The organism is Burkholderia sp. SRS-W-2-2016 (assembly GCF_001931485.1).
Taxonomy (GTDB): domain Bacteria; phylum Pseudomonadota; class Gammaproteobacteria; order Burkholderiales; family Burkholderiaceae; genus Paraburkholderia.
On sequence record NZ_MSDV01000024.1, the window covers coordinates 53,418 to 70,206 of the forward strand.

Consider the following 16,789-nt stretch of genomic DNA (forward strand, 5'->3'; position numbering starts at 1 on the left):
CCGAAACAAACGAAACGGGATCGAATTGTGAGCACTCAACACTCTCCACACCTGAGCGGTCCGCTCAAGACCGAAGAAGAGGACATCGTCCTCGGCCAACTGCTGCAGGTGATCCTCGACGACATCTGGTGGCTGCTCGCGATCACCGGGCTGGTCGTCTCGCTGGCGATCGCGTACTGCTATCTCGCGAAGCCGGTTTACTCGGCCGACGCGCACGTGCGCGTCGAGCAGTCCGACAACACGTCGCAAGCGCTCACGCAGACGCAGACCGGCGCGGCGATCACGAGCGGCTCGCAGTCGCTGGCGACCGACGCCGAGATCGAAATCATCAAGAGCCGCGGCGTGGTCGGGCCGGTCGTGCAGCAACTGAAGCTGAACTTCAGCGTCACGCCGAAGACGATTCCGCTGTTCGGCAATATCGCCGCGCGGCTCGCGACGCCGGGTCAGCCGGCGCGCCCGTGGCTCGGTTTGAGCTCGTATGCGTGGGGCGGCGAGAAGGTCGAAGTCGATTCGATCGACGTGACGCCCGCGCTCGAAGGCGAGAAGCTCACGCTGCGCGTGATCGATCAGGAGCACTACGAACTGCTCGCGCCGAACGGCTCGCCGCTGCTGCGCGGCCGGGTCGGCGAGCAGGCGCAGGGCGGCGGGGTGACGATGCGCGTCGCGACGCTGGTCGCGCGGCCCGGTCAGGAATTCGTCGTGGTGCGCGCGAACGATCTCGACGCGATCAGCGGCTTCCAGTCGGCGATCAGCGTGCAGGAGCAGGGCAAGCAGACCGGCGTGATCCAGATCTCGCTGGAGGACAAGAACCCCGAACACGCGGCGCTGGTCGCCAACGCGCTCGCGCAGTCGTATCTGCGTCAGCACGTGTCGAACAAGCAGGCCGACGCGAGCCGCATGCTCGACTTCCTGCAAAGCGAGGAGCCGCGCCTGAAGGGCGACCTCGAACGCGCGGAAGCCGCGCTGACCGCGTATCAGCGGCAGTCCGGCTCGATCAACGCGAGCGAGGAGGCGAAGGTCTACCTCGAAGGCAGCGTGCAGTACGAGCAGCAGATCGCCGCGCTGCGTCTGCAGATGACCCAGCTCGCCGAGCGCTACGGCGACGATCACCCGACGCTGATCGCCGCGCGTCAGCAGATGGCCGAGTTGCAGGCGCAGCGCACCAAATACGCGGACCGCTTCCGCGATCTGCCGGCCACCGAAGTGAAGGCCGTGCAATTGCAGCGCGACGCGAAAGTCGCCGAAGACATCTACGTACTGCTATTGAATCGCGTGCAGGAGCTGTCGGTGCAGAAGGCCGGCACCGGCGGCAACGTGCATATCGTCGACGCGGCGCTGCGCCCGGGCGTGCCGGTCAAGCCGAAGAAGGCGCTGATTCTGTCGGCCGCGGTGATTCTCGGGCTGATCGCCGGCACCGGCTTCGTGTTCCTGCGCCGCAATCTGTTCAAGGGCATCGACGATCCGGATCACGTCGAGCGCGCGTTCCATCTGCCGGTGTTCGGCATCGTGCCGCTCAGCGCCGAGCAGACCCAGCTCGAAAACAGCTTCCTGCGCGGCGGCGAACGACTGCGCCCGGTGCTCGCGAACGCGCGGCCGAAGGACGTGACGATCGAAAGCCTGCGCAGTCTGCGCACCGCGATGCAGTTCACGCTGCAGGACGCGCGCAACCGCATCGTGATGCTGACCGGGCCGATGGCCGGCGTCGGCAAGAGCTTTCTCACCGTCAATCTGGCGATGCTGCTCGCGCACTCCGGCAAGCGCGTGCTGCTGATCGACGGCGATATGCGGCGCGGCGCGCTCGAGCGGCAGGTGGGCGGCGAACAGGACAACGGCCTGTCCGAACTGCTGAGCGGCCAGATCTCGCTGGAAGAAGCGATTCGCCCGACCAGCGTCGAGGGGCTGAGCTTCGTGTCGTGCGGACACCGGCCGCCGAATCCGTCCGAGCTGCTGATGTCGCCGCGGCTGCCGCAATACCTCGATGGCCTCGCGAAGCGCTACGACGTGATCCTGATCGACACGCCGCCGGTGCTCGCGGTGACCGACGCGTCGATCATCGGCGCGTATGCGGGCTCGACCTTCTTCGTGATGCGCTCGGGCATGCATAGCGAGGTCGAGATCGCCGACGCGCTCAAGCGTCTGCGCGCGGCCGGCGTGCACGTGCAGGGCGGCATTTTCAACGGCATGCCGGCGCGCTCGCGGGTTGGCTACGACCGTGGCTACGCGGCGACTCAGGAATATCTGAGCACATAAGCAGAACGAACAGACGAGGACATCCCGATGAAAGTGACGGTACTGGTTCCGACCTATCGCCGCCCGGCCGATCTGGCGCGCTGCCTCGCGGCGCTCGCGCGGCAGTCGCGCGCGCCCGACGAAGTGGTGGTGGTCGCGCGCGTCGACGACGACGCAACCCATGCGTGCCTGCGCGATCCGGCTACCTGCAACGGGCTGCCGCTCGTGATCGCGCCGGTCGACGTGCCCGGCCAGGTCGCGGCGCTCAATCGCGGGCTCGATGCGGCGAGCGGCGACGTGATCGCGATCACCGACGACGACGCCGCGCCGCGCGCCGACTGGGTCGCACGGATCGCGCAGGCGTTCGCGACCGATACGCGCCTGGGCGCGCTCGGCGGACGCGACTGGGTGCATGAAAAAGGCCGCGTGCTCGACGGCGCGCGGCCGCTGGTCGGCAAGGTGACCGCGCACGGCAAGATCATCGGCAATCATCATCTCGGTGTAGGCGCCGCGCGCGAGGTCGACATCCTGAAGGGCGCGAACATGAGCTATCGCGCCGAAGCGGTCCGCACGATCCGCTTCGATGCGCGGCTGCGCGGCGCGGGCGCACAGGTGCACAACGACATGGCGTTCAGCCTCGCTGTGAAAAACGCCGGCTGGAAGCTGGTGTACGACCCGCAGGTCGCCGTCGATCATTTCCCGGCCGAGCGTTTCGACGACGACAAACGCGACGCGCAGACGATGGCCGCGCTGCGCAACGCCGCGTACAACTTCCACCTGATCCTGCGCGACCAGCTGCCGCCGCTGCGCCGCGAAACCGCGTGGTGGTGGTGGACGCTGGTCGGCACGCGGCTCTATCCGGGGCTCACGCATGCGGCGCTCGCGCTGCTGTCGAAACAGGCGCCGCTGCGGCTGTCGCGCTGGCGCGCGGTACGCGGAGGCGCGCACGAAGCGCGCCGCGCGTTGTCGTGAGCGAGGGGAGCCAGCGCATGCGTACCGAGGTTCACGTTCATCTGTTTTACGGCGCCGATCCGCGCTTCTATCGCAAGGGCGACGAGATCGGCTGTCTGTACGGTTATCACCACGCCGAGTCCGACGCGTTCAGCCTCAGCTATTCTCAGGACGCCCAGGAAAGCAAACCGATGCGGCTCGTGCGCCGCGCGTTGAAGGCGGCGCTCGGTTTCGATTTCATCCATACGTGGCGCAATCGCGCGGCGCTGCTGCGCGCCGACGTGATCTGGACGCATACCGAGCAGGAGTGGCTGTCGGCTGCGCTGATGCTGCTGCTGTGCGGCCGCAAGGCCGGCGCGGACGCGGCGCCGCTGCTGCTCGCGCAAAGCGTGTGGCTGCTCGACAAGTGGCCGTCGTATGGAATCTGGCGCAGCTGGCTATATCGCAAGCTGCTGACGCGCGCGGACCGGCTGACCACGCTCGCGAGCGAGAACGCCGCACTGTGCGGGCAGTATTTCGGGCGTGATGCGACGCCGCTGCTGTATGGCCTCAATACGCGCGACTTTCCGGTCAACGCGCCGACGCAGTGGAAGCCGCATACGCCGCTGCGCATCGCGGCGATCGGCAACGACCGCGACCGCGACTGGGAGACGCTGATCCGCGCGTTCGGCAACGATCCGCGCTATACGGTGAAGCTCGCGACGCGGCGGCGGATTCCGGCGTCGCTGCGGGCGTCGAATGTCGAAATCGCGCTGTTTTCAGGCATTAAAAAGCAGCACGAGCTGTACGACTGGGCCGATGTGATCGTCGTGCCGTTGCGGCCGAATTCGCACGCGTCAGGGATCACCGTGATGCTCGAAGCGGCGGCGGTCGGCAAGCCGATGATCGTCACGAAGGTCGGCGCGCTCGAAGATTACTTCCCGGCCGACGAAGCCGCGTACGTGCCGCCGTTCACGCCGCAGGCGCTGCGCGACGCCGCCGATCGTTTCGTCGCCGATCCGGGCGAAGCGCTGCGCCAGGCGCAGGCGGCCGCGGCCGGTCTGCTCGCGCGCGATCTGACCACGCAGCACTACGCGATGCAGCATGTGAGGATCACTGAGGAAATGCTGCGCGAGCGGGGGCGCGGACGGTGGGCGGCTAATGCCCATGCCCATGCCCGCGATACGCAGCCCTCGACCCGCGCGGCCACGCACGCACCCGCCCGTCCCGCTGTACCGGCACATGGGAGCGCGCCGTTGCGCCAGCCGAGCCACGCTGAAACGCGAGGCCACGCTCACGCGCCGCTCGGCGCTCAGGCACCCGCGCGCGCCACGCCGCAAACTCAAAGTCAGCGCGCGAGCACGCGGGACACCCGCGGGGGCTGCTAAGCAATGTCCACGCTTCCGCACCCGAGCCCTGTGCCGCCGCACCGCGCGCCCAACGCCGCCACCGCGCAAGCCGCGCCCCAAACGCGCGGCCGGCTGCTCTCTGGCAACCGCCAGGAATGGCTGCCGCCGCTGCTGCTGTGGCTCGTCACCGCGCTCCTGATCCTCGCGCATCAGGGCACCGTGCTGACGCTCGCGTTTCCGGTGCTCGCGGTGCTGACCGGCCTGTGGCTCTACTTCAAGAGCCCCGCGCGCTATCTCGGCTTCATGTGGTGGCTATGGTTCCTGAGCCCGGAAGTGCGGCGCCTCGCCGACTGGTCGAAGGGCTCGTTCACGCCGACCAGTCTGATCCAGGTCGCGCCGCTCGCGGTCACGATGATCAGCGGCCTGTCGCTGCTGCGCTATTACCGCCTGCTCGGCCAGCGTCGCGGCCTGCCGGTGCTGCTGATCCTGCTCGGCCTCGTGTACGCGTTCCTCGTCGGCGTGATGTCGAGCGGCCCGCTGGCGGCCACCTACGACCTCGCGAACTGGCTCTATCCGATCCTGATCGGCTTTCACATCATGGCGCACACGCGCCAGTATCCGCAGTACCGCGACACCATCGTCAATACCTTTATCTGGGGGATGCTGGTGATGGGCGGCTACGGGCTGATCCAGTTTTTCATCATGCCGCAGTGGGACGCGCTGTGGATGCTCGGCTCGCAGATGAATTCGCAGGGCGACCCGGTGCCGCTGGGCGTGCGCGTGTTCAGCACGATGAATTCGTCGGGGCCGTTCGCGTTCGCAATGATGGGCGCGATGGTGTTCGTGATGGCCGCGCAGCACCGGGTCCGCTGGATTGCCGCCGGCCTCGGCTTCTTCTCGTTCGCGCTGAGCCTCGTACGCTCGACGTGGGGCGGCTGGGTGATCGCGCTGCTGATCCAGTTGATCAAGGCGAACAACAAGGTGCGGGTGCGTATTGTCGGCAGCGCGGTGTTGCTGGCCGGTCTGTGCGTGCCGCTGCTGGCGGTCGGCCCGGTCGCCGAACGGATGCAGGCGCGACTGGAGACCATCGTCAATCTGCACGACGACCAGAGCTACGCGGCGCGCAACGAGTTCTACGCGAACTTCGCGAAGACCGCGTTCACCGACGTGGCCGGCGAAGGGATGGGCGCGACCGGCACCTCGACCAAACTGTCCAGCGACAGCGGCCAGCTCGGCCAGTACGGCAACTTCGACAGCGGCGTGATGAACATCCCGTTCGTGCTCGGCTGGCCCGGCACGCTGCTCTACATGTCGGGGATCGTCTGGCTGCTCACGCGCGCCGCGCTCGCGTCGCTGCGGATGCGCGACGACAAGTTTGTGTCCGCGTGCCTGAGCCTGTGCCTCGCGACCTTCGCAATGCTGGTGTTCACGAACTCGCTGGTCGGCACCGGCGGCCTGCTGCTGTTCATGAGCGCTTTTTCGATTCTTTCCGCGGTTCACTACGAAAAAATGAACCGCCGACGCACGCAATTTCTCCACGGAGGCACTGATTGAGAGTCGCCATTGTCACGCACGTAGTGCGCCATAACGACGGCCAGGGGCGCGTCAACCACGAGATCGCGCGCGCCGCGCTCGACGAGGGCATCGGCGTGACGCTGGTCGCGTCGCACGTCGCGCCCGAGCTGCTCGCGCATCCGAACGTGCGCTGGGCGCCAGTGAAGATCGGCCGCTGGTGGCCGACCAATCTGCTGCGCCAGCAGGTGTTCGCTCTGAAGAGCGCGCTGTGGCTGCGCGCGCACCGGCGCGAATACGACGTGCTGCACGTGAACGGCTTCATCACGTGGATGCCGGCCGACGTGAACACCTCGCACTTCGTGCACAGCGGCTGGTTCGGCAGCAAGTACTATCCGTTTGGCCTCACCAAGGGGCTGTGGTCCGCGTACCAGTCGGTCTATACGCGCTGCAACGCGCTGCTCGAACGCTGGGCGTACCGGCGCTCGAAGGTGATCACCGCGGTGTCGCAGAAGGTCGCCGACGAAATCCGCGCGATCGGTTTGACGCCGGACAATCGCGTCGACGTGATCTACAACGGCGTCGATACGCGCGGCTTCGCGGCGGCTTCAGGCGAGCGCGCACGCTTCGGTCTGCCAGGCGATGCGTTCCTGCTGCTGTTCGTCGGCGATCTGCGCACGCCGCGCAAGAATCTCGGCACCGTGCTCGCGGCGCTCAAGCATCTGCCCGAGCACGTGCAGATCGCGGTGGCCGGGTTTCTGCCGGGCAGTCCGTATCCGGAAGAGGCGAAGGCGCTCGGCATCGCGCATCGCGTGCATTTTCTCGGTCTCGTGAAGGAAATGCCGGTGCTGATGCATTCGGTCGATGCGTTCGTGTTTCCTTCGCGCTATGAAGCGATGAGCCTGTCGCTGTTGGAAGCGATGGCGGCCGGCTTGCCGGTCGTAACCGCACGCACCGCCGGCGGCGCCGAGATCATCACGCCCGAGTGCGGGATCGTGCTCGACGATCCGGACGACCCCAGGGCGCTCGCCGCCGCGGTCGCGCGACTCGCGAACGACGAACGCGCGCGCCGCGCGATGGGCGAGGCCGCCGGTGAACTCGCGCGCGGCTTCGGCTGGGCGCGAATGGCCGCGCAATACATCGACCTGTACCGGCAACTGGCCGGGCAGCAGGAAAACCGCCGGCGCAACCGCGCGGAGGCGTCGGCGCTCGCGCACGACGATGCGCTGACGCTCAATCAGCTCGCCGGACAGAAGAGCGTGGAATGAGCGCGGGAGTGGGGCGCCTGCTAGCGGATTGCCACGCACTGCCAGGCAGTTCCTCGCAATCCCTCGCGCCTTCACTCCTCTTTACGCATCGACAACCTAATTGTCCAGAAGCAACGAACAGGGAGCACATAAACATGACGACTGGCTCAATCAAATCTCTGCAGATCGGGATGCACTGGTTTCCGGAACGCGCGGGCGGTCTGGACCGCATGTACTACTCGCTGGTCGGCGCGCTGCCGGGCGCCGGCGTCGCGGTGCGCGGCGTGGTCGCCGGCTCGCCGCAAGTGGCCGCCGACACCAATGGCGCGATCAACGGTTTCGGCTCGGCCGCGCAATCGCTGCCGCTGCGGCTGATGGCGGCTCGCCGCGCGCTGCGCGCGGAAATTCGCCGCGCGCGGCCCGACGTGATCTCGTCGCACTTCGCGCTGTACACGTTTCCGGGACTCGACGTGACGCGCGGGATTCCGCAGGTATCGCATTTCCAGGGGCCGTGGGCCGATGAGAGTCACGTCGAAGGCGCGGACTCGCTCGGCCAGCGCGCGAAGCGTTATCTGGAGCAGTCCGTCTATGCGCGTTCGTCGCGGCTGATCGTGCTGTCCGATGCGTTCGGCAAGATCCTCACGTCGCGTTATGGGATCGCGCCGGAACGGGTGCGGGTCGTGCCCGGCTGCGTCGATGTCGAGCAATTCAATCTGCCGCTGTCACAAGCGGAAGCGCGGCTGCGGCTGCAACTGCCGCAGGACCGGCCGATCGTGCTGGCGGTGCGGCGGCTGGTGCGGCGCATGGGCCTCGAAGATCTGATCGACGCGGTCAAGCTGCTCAAGCGCAGCACGCCCGACGTGCTGCTGCTGATCGCCGGCAAGGGGCGTCTCGCCGCCGAATTGCAGGCGCGTATCAACGAGGCCGGGCTGGAGCACAACGTGAAGCTGCTCGGCTTCGTGCCCGACCAGCATCTGGCGGCGCTGTATCGCGCGGCCAATATCAGCGTGGTGCCGACGGTCGCGCTCGAAGGCTTCGGGCTGATCACGGTGGAGTCGCTCGCGTCCGGCACGCCGGTGCTGGTGACGCCGGTCGGCGGCTTGCCGGAAGCGGTGGCGGGGCTGTCGGCGGATCTGGTGCTGCCGGAAACCGGCGCGCAGGCGATTGCGGCGGGTTTGGCCGGCGCACTCAACGGCACCGTGAAGATGCCGGATGCGGATGCATGCCGCCGCTATGCGAAGGAGCACTTCGACAATGCGGTGATCGCGAAGCGGGTCGCGGCGGTGTACGCCGAGGCGATCGCGGGAGATGCGCTGCATTGAAACGGCGCCGCCGGTCCGGGCAAAAAATTTCGCGCCGTATATAACGGCACGCCGGTCGCGAACTTGAGCCCGGATCGACCCTTAACCGCACTTTTTCGAATTTATTTCGTAAACCCTTAAAACGTGGCGTTTTGCGCCGCCTTCGTCACGTTCGCGTCACACATCCACGACGATAATCCCCGCGCCCGAAAGCACAAAAACACACCCGGGCGCCCCGCAACGAGCGGGGGATCCTGTATTTCAGATCACGGGGAATCTCAGATGACCATCCGTCACCGCATCACGCTGCTCGTCGTTCTGATGCTGGTCGCGCTATCCGCCATCGGCGGATACGCGGTGCTTCAGACCCGCAACAGCGCCGTCAATGTCAGGCAGGTCACCCAGGGCGTCGTGCCGAGCGCGCTCGCGTCGGCCGACCTCGTATCGCAGCTCAAGGACGTTCAGCTCGCGATGATGACGCTCGTCTACGCACCCGACGCGAATATGGTCGCGCAGGCGCAGGAGCAGTTAAAGAGCAAACAGGCCGCGCTGGCCGCCGCGCTCGACGTGCAGGCCAAAGCCGCGCAAGGGCAGGCGCAGACCGGGCTGGTGAGTCAGGCGCGCGAGAGCCTTGCGAACTATTTCAATGCGGTGAACGACACCGCGAAGCTGAAAGCGGACGGCAAGAACGATCTCGCGCAGGCCTATCTGTTCGCGAACGTCGCGCAATACCGCGACGAACTCGAAGGGATCGTCGAGACGCTGCGGATCGAGAAGAACCGTCAGAAAGACGCGGCGATCGACGCGCTGAACAGCGCGCTCGCGACCACCACGACCGCGCTCGCCGCCGCCACCGGCGCGGCAATCGTCGCGCTGCTGGCGATCAGCGCGCTGCTGTACCGGCAGATCACCCGGCCGCTCAGCCACATGCAGACGATGATGAGCGAGATCGCATCGAGTCAGGACTTTACGCGCCGCTTACCGGTCGGCCGGATGGACGAGGTCGGTCATTCGATCGTCGCGTTCAACGGGATGATCGAAAAGATCCAGCACAGCTCGCTGCAATTGAAGCAGAAGACCGCCGACATCCAGGCGATGTTGCAGAACATGCAGCAAGGCATTCTGACGATCGTCGACGGCGGGCTCGTGCATCCGGAGTACTCCGCGTATCTGGAAGCGATCTTCGAGACGCGCGAGATCGCGGGGCGCTCGCTGCTCGATCTGGTGTTCGGCGGCAGCGGTATCAGCAGCGACGTGCGTGCGCAGATCGAAGCGGCGCTCGACGCGTGCATCGGCGAAGACAGCATGAACTTCGAGTTCAATCAGCATCTGCTGGTCAACGAGATTGCCCGGCCGCTGCCGGACGGCCGCGTGAAGACGCTCGATCTGAGCTGGTCGGCCATTACCGACGAGCACGACGTGGTGCAGCGCCTGATGCTGTGCGTGCGCGATGTGACCGAGTTGCGCGCGCTCGCGGCCGAGGCCGGCGAGCAGAAGCGCCGCCTCGAAATGATCGGCGAGATTCTCGCGGTGAGCCAGGAGAAGTTCCATCACTTCGTGGAAAGCGCGACGGGTTTTATCAGCGAGAACGAGCGGATCATTCGTCAGCATCACGAACCGAGCCACGAAGCGGTGGCCGAACTGTTCCGCAATATGCATACCGTGAAGGGCAATGCGCGCACGTACAGCCTGCAGCATCTGACCGGCATCGTGCACGAAACCGAACAACGCTACGACGCGTTGCGCCGCGCGGAGAACCGCGACGCATGGGATCAGCAGCAACTGATCGAGGATCTGCAACGGGTCAAGGCCGCGCTCGAAAGCTACGCGACGCTCAATGAAGTAAGCCTCGGCCGCAAGGGGCCGGGGAGAAGCGGCAGCGTCGAGCGCTTTTTGATGGTCGATCGCGAGTCGATCCAGAAACAGTTGGCACTGCTCGACAGCGCCGATCCGGCCGACCGGGAAGCGCTCGCGTCGATGCGCGCGGCGTTGCAGCGCGAGCTGCGTCTGCTCGGCACCGAATCGATCCACGAAGCGCTGGCGGGCGTGCTCGATTCGCTGCCGTCGCTCGCGAGCGAACTCGGCAAGCAGGCGCCGGTCGTGCGTATCGCCGACAACGGCTACCGGGTCCGCGGCGAGGTCGGCAGTACGCTGCGCAACGTGTTCACCCATCTGCTGCGCAATTCGGTCGATCACGGTATCGAAGCGGCGGCGGAGCGGATTGCGAACGGCAAGCCGGCGGCCGGCGCGATCGACCTCGAAATCGGCGTCGACGAGCACGCGCTGCAGATCACGATCAGCGACGACGGCCGCGGTCTCGCGCTGGCGAAGCTGCGCGCGGCCGCGCTCGAACGCGGCTGGATCGAGGCCGACGCCGTGCTCGAAGACGAAGCGATCGCGGAACTGATCTTCCGCTCCGGCTTTTCGACCGCGCAGAGCGTCAGCGAGATTTCCGGCCGCGGCGTCGGCATGGACGCGGTGCGCGATTTCGTGCGGCGCGAGCATGGCCGGATCGAATTGCGCTTCACCGACGATCGTCGCGGCGCCGACTATCGGCGTTTCCAGACCGTCGTGTATTTCCCGGAGAACTGGGCGGTCGATAGTCTCGACGAGGCCGTCGAGGCCGCGCAATCGCCGGCGCGCGAACGTGATGCGGACGCCGATGCGGACGCGCTCACCAGTTGAGCGAAGCGACAGGAGTCGGTTGTGTTTGAAATTTATCTTCTGGCCGCCGCGGGTGGCGGCATCGCGGTCGCGCTCGTCGCGGGATACCTGTGGCGTCGCAACTCGCGCGCCGCGATCGAAGCGCAGCGTGTCGACGCGCTCGCGCGGCAAGCGCTCGAAATGCAGCGCGACGCGGCCCATGCGCTGGTCGAGCACGCGAATCACGAGCGCGATGCGCTGGACGCGCTGCTCGCCGAACTGCGCGCGCAAACCGAAGCAGGCGAGCACGAGCGCGACGCATTGCAGGCCTCGCTCGACGCGGTGAGCGCGCGCAACGACGAATGGTTGCAGCAGGCGACCCGCATCGCCGGCGAGGCGGCCCGTCTGAAAACGCTGTCGATCACGTTCGAGCGCTGGCACGAGCAGATGATCTCGTTGATGGCGCAGAACCGCGATATGCACAAGAAGAACCAGGAGCTGTCGTCGATCGTGCAGCACGTGCTGATCGTGTCGCTCAATGCATCGATCGAGGCCGCGCGCGCGGGGGCCGCGGGCAAGGGCTTTTCGATCGTCGCGGGCGAGGTGCGTTCGCTGGCGTCGCGCTCGCAGGAGTTGTCGAAGAGTTATCGCGAGAGCCTGCATCGCAACGACCTGACCACGGCCGCGACGTTTCAGGACATTCAGGCTGGCGGCAAGATGATCACCGCGTCGCTCGGCGGCGTCGAGGCGCTGGCCACGCAGTTCCAATCCCGACTCGAACAGGCCGCCGCGTGATCAGCGATCAGGCCAGGCACAGCATCGCGGCAATTTTCGAGCAGGCGGCCCGCACGCGCTTGACCGCGACCGCGGGGGACTCCTGCGAGATCGCCGTGGTGCCGAAGTGGGGCGCCGAGCATCTGGCCCAGCCTTGCGCGATGGCGCTGACGATTTCGTCGATCGCGTTCCGTCTGCTGTTCGTGCTGCATTTCGGCAAGGACGAGGCGACGCGCGCGTACTACGTCGGCGGCGACGCGAACCGCTCGCTCGCGGAAACGCTGATGGAACTCGGCAATCTGTGTTGCGGTTACATGAACCAGCAGCTGGTCGATTATTTTCCGGACCTCGGGATGTCGACGCCGTACGAGCTGAACAGCGCCTGCGTCGAGTATCTGGACGAACTGCGGCCCGATCACGTGTGGACGTATGAGCTGCTGATCGGCGCAGCGGCCCGGCTCGGCGTCACGCTGTGCGTGTGCGCGCAGGCGCCGCTCGATTTCAAGGCCGGCGTCGGCGCGGCCGACCAGACCGAAGGCGAACTCGAACTTTTCTAGCCCAATCGCATTAGTAGAGCGAAACGTAGAGCAAAACACGATGAATACCAGCCAGCCCGTCAGCAAGATACTCGTGCTCGACGACAATCCGGCCCACGCTCAGCTGCTGAAGCAATGGTTCGACGAACACAATCTGATCGCGCTGAAGGTGCGCGACAGCAGTCGCCTCACTGCCGTACTGGGCACCAATATCGATCTCGGCGGGGTTCTGCTCGCCGGCGACTACGGCGGCTCGGTCGAGCAGGCCGCCGAGGTGGCCGCGCGCATCCACGCGGCGCGCCCCGAGCTGCCGATCATTCTGCGTTCGAGCGGCACGAACGGCACGACCGCAACGGAGCAGTTGCCGCCCGCGTTCGCGAACGTGGTGTGCGCGAGTTTCGACGCCGCGGATCTGAGCGCATTGGCGGCGGCCGTCGATCAATACATTTTCAGCCTCGACTTTCCGCACGCGCTGGTGCGCGGGATCGCGGAGATCACCGAAGCGCGGCTCGGTACGCTGTTCGACGGCGTCACCGTGCGCCGCGAGACGACCAGCGTGGTGCGCGACCGGATCATCTTCGGCGAAGTATTCAGCCTGATTCCGCTCGAAGGCGCGTGGTGCCGCGGCTACATGCTGATGCAGGCGCAAGAAGACGCGCTGCTCGGCATGATCGAACGCGAACGCGCGGCGTGCGAGCACCGCACGAGCGTCGCGCAGCCCGGCTTTCGCGATCTCAACAGTCTGCTCGGCGAGTTGACCAACCTGATCTGGGGTGCGTTCAAGGACCGCTTCCTCGCCGTGCAGAGCGTGCGCGAAGCGAGTCAGGTGCAGGTGCCGTTACTCGTCAATCACAAGCATCGCTACATCTCGTTCGGCTCGGACAATCCGCAACTGTGCTTTCAATACGTATTGAGCGATGCGGCGAGCGGGCAGGCGGTGACGATCGATCAGCGCTTCGTGTTCAGCCTGCGCTGGTCGCCGGAGGATTTTTCCGAACACACCGGGGATCTCGACGCGCTCGTCGAATCCGGTGAGCTCGATCTGTTTTGATTCAATGTTGATTCAATGCGTCGATGACTCGACGCACCGCAACGCAATGCAAGGGGAATGGCTATGGCAAAGATTCTGGTGGTGGACGATTCGAGCACGGTGCGCGACGAAGTCGCGGGCTTCCTGACCAAAAACGGCCTCGATGTCGCGACCGCGATCGACGGCAAGGACGGTTTGACGAAGCTGAAGACCGACTCGAATATCAAACTGATCGTCAGCGACGTGAACATGCCGAACATGGACGGCCTGACGATGGTCGAGAAGATTCGCGGCGAACTCGCGAACCAGAGCGTCAACGTGATCATGCTGACGACCGAAAGCAGTCCCGCGATGAAGGAGCGCGGCAAGGCGGCCGGCGTGAAGGGCTGGATCGTCAAGCCGTTCAAGGGCGAGGCGGTGCTGGAGACGTTCAGGAAGCTGGCGGGTTAATCGCCCGCAGCGAAGCCGCGGGTGCGGGGCGGCCGGCAGCGACGCCGGCCGTCACTCACCTCACGCACCCCACACACCCCTCGCGCATCAGAACGTTTCGTGTTGCTGATTACGCGCGAGATCGGCCTGCACCATCATCTGGCACAGCTGTTCGAGCGTGGTCTGCGGCTGCCAGCCGAGCGTGTCGCGCGCCTTGTCCGCGCAGCCGATCAGCAGTTCCACCTCGGCCGGCCGGTAGAACTTCGGATTCACGCGCACCAGCGTCTTGCCGGTCGCGACATCGATACCGGTCTCACGCTCGTTCTTGCCCGACCATTCGAGCTGATAGCCGGCCGCGCCGAACGCCATCCGCACGAAGTCGCGCACCGTCTCGGTACGGCCGGTTGCGAGCACGAAAGTGTCCGGCTGATCGGCCTGCAGCATCCGCCACATTCCTTCCACATATTCGAGCGCGAAGCCCCAGTCGCGCCGCGCGTCGAGATTGCCGAGTTCGAGCACGTCCTGTTTGCCGAGCTTGATCTTCGCGACCGTGTCGGTGATCTTGCGCGTGACGAATTCGCGGCCGCGCAGCGGCGATTCGTGATTGAACAGAATCCCGCTGCTCGCGAACAGGTTGTACGACTCGCGATAGTTGATCGTCGACCAGTGCGCGAACAGTTTCGCGACGCCATACGGGCTGCGCGGATAGAACGGCGTGCTTTCGCGTTGCGGAACCGCCTGCACGAGACCGAACATCTCCGAGGTCGATGCCTGATAGAAACGCGTGTTCCGGCTCAGGATGCGCAGCCCTTCGAGCAGGTTCAGCGCGCCGATGCCGGTCACTTCGGCGGTGGTCGCGGGCTGATCGAACGACACGCCGACGAAGCTCTGCGCGGCGAGGTTGTACAGCTCGTCGGCCTGGCTGCTCTCCAGCAGACGCAGCGTCGAGCCGAGGTCGGTCAGGTCGTGTTCGACCAGCCGCAGATTCGGATCATCGAGCACGCCTAGCTCACGCATACGCCAGAAATTGACCGAGCTGGTGCGCCGGTAGGTGCCGGTTACCTGGTAGCCCTTATCGAGCAGCAGTTTGGTCAGATAGGCGCCGTCCTGGCCGGAGACGCCGGTGATGATCGCTTTGCGTGGCTGGTTCATAAACTGGATTGCCTTGTGGTTTTGTGAAATGGAAAAAACGTGCGGCGTGAAGGCCGTCGCGCGGCGGCTCAGGCGCGGCTTTGCGGCGCCGGCCGCGCGACGTTGGCGTTGACGGTTGCGTTGATGTTCGAGGTTGCGTTCGCGGTGGCGTTCGAGTTGGCGCGCGCGTTCGCGGGTGTGCCGCGGCCCCCGCGAATCAGCTGCTTCTCGAAACCGAACCACGTGATGCTCGCGTACACGAGCGTGACCGCGAGCGCGACCGCGGCGCTCAGATAGCGGTTCAGATGCAGCGGCCACACCGCGTACAGCACGCTCAGATGAATCAGGTAGATCGTGTAGCTGATCGTACCGAGATAGACGAGCACGCGATTGCACAGCAGCCGCTTGACGAGGCCCCGGCTTTGCAGCGCGATCACGACGATCGACGTGCACAGCACCAGCGACACGCTATACAGCCCCGCATTCGACAGCGGCGTATTGGCAGCCCGAAAGCGCGGAAAGTGCAGATGCAGCCACGCGAGCACCGCGAGCGCGGCGAGCATCCCGAGTACCGCGAGCCCCTTGAACGGCTCCAGCGCGTCGCGATCGCGGCGCACCGCGAGAGCGAGCAGCGCGCCGGCCGCGAGCAGATCCATGCGAAACGGCGTCAGGTAATAGATCGGCCAGAACGAATCGAACCACGGCGTTGCAACGGCGCGCAGCACCGGCACCAGCACGATCAGGCCGGCCGCCACGTAGCCGAGCAGTCGCTCGGGCACCAGCAGGATCACGAACGGCCAGAAAATATAGAACTGCTCTTCGACCGCGAGCGACCACAGCACGTTGAGACTGTCGTGGCCGCTTTGATTGAGCGCGTCGCCGATATTGGTCGAGAACAACGCATACCAGTACCAGTGCCGCGCCCACGCGAGGCCGAACAGCAGCGACGACACCAGCATCAGCAGCAGGTACGGCGGCAGGATGCGGCGCGCGCGGCGCGCATAAAAGTACTTGAAATACGACTGCCGCTGCGTCTTGCGTTCGAGCAGGATGCCGCTGATCAGAAAGCCGCTCAGTACGAAAAACAGATCGACGCCCATCCACAGCGGCGCTTTCAGCGCGTGCTGCGCGAACACCGCGAGCACGGCAAGCGCGCGCAGGCCGTCGAGCTGCACGATGCGGGAATGGGAGGGCGCGGGGGGTAATGCACTGGCAGTCATGAACCGTCCATGAGGTAAAGCGGATGGGCCGGGCGAAGCGGCGCGCGCGTCGCTACTAGTGCAATCGATTCTAGGGAAAAGAAATTCGCGAAAAAACGCGAAGGAATTGGATAAGTTAATCAGATTGAAACAGGGTGTTTCTTTAGCTATTCATCGTGGATTTATATGCTTATCCGCGGGTGCGGCAGCGATCCGTAACAAATGCGCGACTGCCTGATTTGATGCCGGTAAGGAAGGCCCGATCGATGCAATTGCACTACGCCGGTGACGGCAATCCGTTTTTATCCATTTTTAAAATCATTTATTTTATAGAAATCGGCTCGACGAATATTTTTGAATTATTTTCGATTTTCGTCGGCGGATTTTGTACGCGTAACGTAGCCGGGTAGTCGAGTGCCCGGGTGGGCCGCGCAGCGTGGGCCAGCCGTCGTCGGGCCATGCGCGTAGACGCTCGCCGC

General features: G+C 65.5%; 13 protein-coding genes. 11 read left to right on the forward strand and 2 right to left on the reverse strand.

Annotated features, from left to right (window positions below):
- Window positions 1-24 precede the first annotated feature (24 nt).
- The 11 genes from BTH42_RS12300 (at window position 25) to BTH42_RS12350 (ending at window position 14,001) form a co-directional block, all read left to right on the forward strand.
- The gene (locus BTH42_RS12300; protein ID WP_075299568.1) at window positions 25-2,250 is read left to right on the forward strand and encodes a polysaccharide biosynthesis tyrosine autokinase; all 2,226 of its coding nucleotides are present in this window, start codon (window positions 25-27) and stop codon (window positions 2,248-2,250) included.
- A 27-nt stretch (window positions 2,251-2,277) separates the two neighbouring features.
- Entirely contained in the window at window positions 2,278-3,201 is a 924-nt protein-coding gene (locus tag BTH42_RS12305; RefSeq protein WP_075299570.1) for a glycosyltransferase family 2 protein, read from the forward strand.
- Between the two features lie 17 nt (window positions 3,202-3,218).
- Window positions 3,219-4,547 (forward strand): glycosyltransferase, encoded by a 1,329-nt coding sequence (locus BTH42_RS12310; protein WP_083654763.1) that lies wholly within the window; start codon window positions 3,219-3,221, stop codon window positions 4,545-4,547.
- A 3-nt stretch (window positions 4,548-4,550) separates the two neighbouring features.
- Window positions 4,551-6,062 carry a glucose-6-phosphate isomerase gene (locus BTH42_RS12315; protein WP_075299573.1) on the forward strand — a complete coding sequence of 504 codons (1,512 nt, stop codon included), beginning with the start codon at window positions 4,551-4,553 and terminating at the stop codon, window positions 6,060-6,062.
- Window positions 6,059-7,288 carry a glycosyltransferase family 4 protein gene (locus BTH42_RS12320; RefSeq protein ID WP_075299575.1) on the forward strand — a complete coding sequence of 410 codons (1,230 nt, stop codon included), beginning with the start codon at window positions 6,059-6,061 and terminating at the stop codon, window positions 7,286-7,288. Before BTH42_RS12315 ends, BTH42_RS12320 begins: the two co-directional genes overlap by 4 nt.
- A 134-nt stretch (window positions 7,289-7,422) precedes the next feature.
- Entirely contained in the window at window positions 7,423-8,589 is a 1,167-nt protein-coding gene (locus BTH42_RS12325) for a glycosyltransferase family 4 protein (RefSeq protein WP_075299577.1), read from the forward strand.
- Window positions 8,590-8,850: 261 nt separating this feature from the next.
- Window positions 8,851-11,253, forward strand: coding sequence for an ATP-binding protein (locus tag BTH42_RS12330; protein ID WP_075299579.1), 2,403 nt, complete (start codon window positions 8,851-8,853; stop codon window positions 11,251-11,253).
- A gap of 21 nt (window positions 11,254-11,274) precedes the next feature.
- A complete protein-coding gene (locus BTH42_RS12335) occupies window positions 11,275-12,006 on the forward strand; it encodes a methyl-accepting chemotaxis protein (protein ID WP_075299581.1) in 732 nt (243 codons plus the stop codon).
- On the forward strand, window positions 12,003-12,542 hold the full coding sequence (locus tag BTH42_RS12340) for a hypothetical protein (protein ID WP_075299583.1): 540 nt from the start codon (window positions 12,003-12,005) through the stop codon (window positions 12,540-12,542). Before BTH42_RS12335 ends, BTH42_RS12340 begins: the two co-directional genes overlap by 4 nt.
- Window positions 12,543-12,582: 40 nt before the next feature.
- Entirely contained in the window at window positions 12,583-13,572 is a 990-nt protein-coding gene (locus BTH42_RS12345; RefSeq protein WP_075299585.1) for a chemotaxis protein CheX, read from the forward strand.
- A gap of 63 nt (window positions 13,573-13,635) precedes the next feature.
- A complete protein-coding gene (locus BTH42_RS12350) occupies window positions 13,636-14,001 on the forward strand; it encodes a response regulator (RefSeq protein WP_075299587.1) in 366 nt (121 codons plus the stop codon).
- 87 nt (window positions 14,002-14,088) lie between these two features.
- Here the strand turns inward: BTH42_RS12350 and gmd are convergent, their stop codons facing one another.
- Window positions 14,089-15,132, reverse strand: coding sequence for a GDP-mannose 4,6-dehydratase (gene gmd / locus BTH42_RS12355; RefSeq protein WP_075299589.1), 1,044 nt, complete (start codon window positions 15,130-15,132; stop codon window positions 14,089-14,091).
- Between the two features lie 68 nt (window positions 15,133-15,200).
- Window positions 15,201-16,331: an acyltransferase gene (locus BTH42_RS12360; RefSeq protein WP_075299591.1), complete on the reverse strand. Its 1,131-nt coding sequence runs from the start codon at window positions 16,329-16,331 to the stop codon at window positions 15,201-15,203.
- Window positions 16,332-16,789 lie beyond the last annotated feature (458 nt).

Bases quoted from the DNA above. Each gene is read 5' to 3' on its own strand.
- BTH42_RS12305 (WP_075299570.1), top strand. From the start codon at position 2,278: ATGAAAGTGACGGTACTGGTTCCGACCTATCGCCGCCCGGCCGATCTG.
- BTH42_RS12310 (WP_083654763.1), top strand. From the start codon at position 3,219: ATGCGTACCGAGGTTCACGTTCATCTGTTTTACGGCGCCGATCCGCGC.
- BTH42_RS12315 (WP_075299573.1), top strand. From the start codon at position 4,551: ATGTCCACGCTTCCGCACCCGAGCCCTGTGCCGCCGCACCGCGCGCCC.
- BTH42_RS12325 (WP_075299577.1), top strand. From the start codon at position 7,423: ATGACGACTGGCTCAATCAAATCTCTGCAGATCGGGATGCACTGGTTT.
- BTH42_RS12330 (WP_075299579.1), top strand. From the start codon at position 8,851: ATGACCATCCGTCACCGCATCACGCTGCTCGTCGTTCTGATGCTGGTC.
- BTH42_RS12345 (WP_075299585.1), top strand. From the start codon at position 12,583: ATGAATACCAGCCAGCCCGTCAGCAAGATACTCGTGCTCGACGACAAT.
- BTH42_RS12350 (WP_075299587.1), top strand. From the start codon at position 13,636: ATGGCAAAGATTCTGGTGGTGGACGATTCGAGCACGGTGCGCGACGAA.
- gmd (WP_075299589.1), bottom strand. From the start codon at position 15,132: ATGAACCAGCCACGCAAAGCGATCATCACCGGCGTCTCCGGCCAGGAC.
- BTH42_RS12360 (WP_075299591.1), bottom strand. From the start codon at position 16,331: ATGACTGCCAGTGCATTACCCCCCGCGCCCTCCCATTCCCGCATCGTG.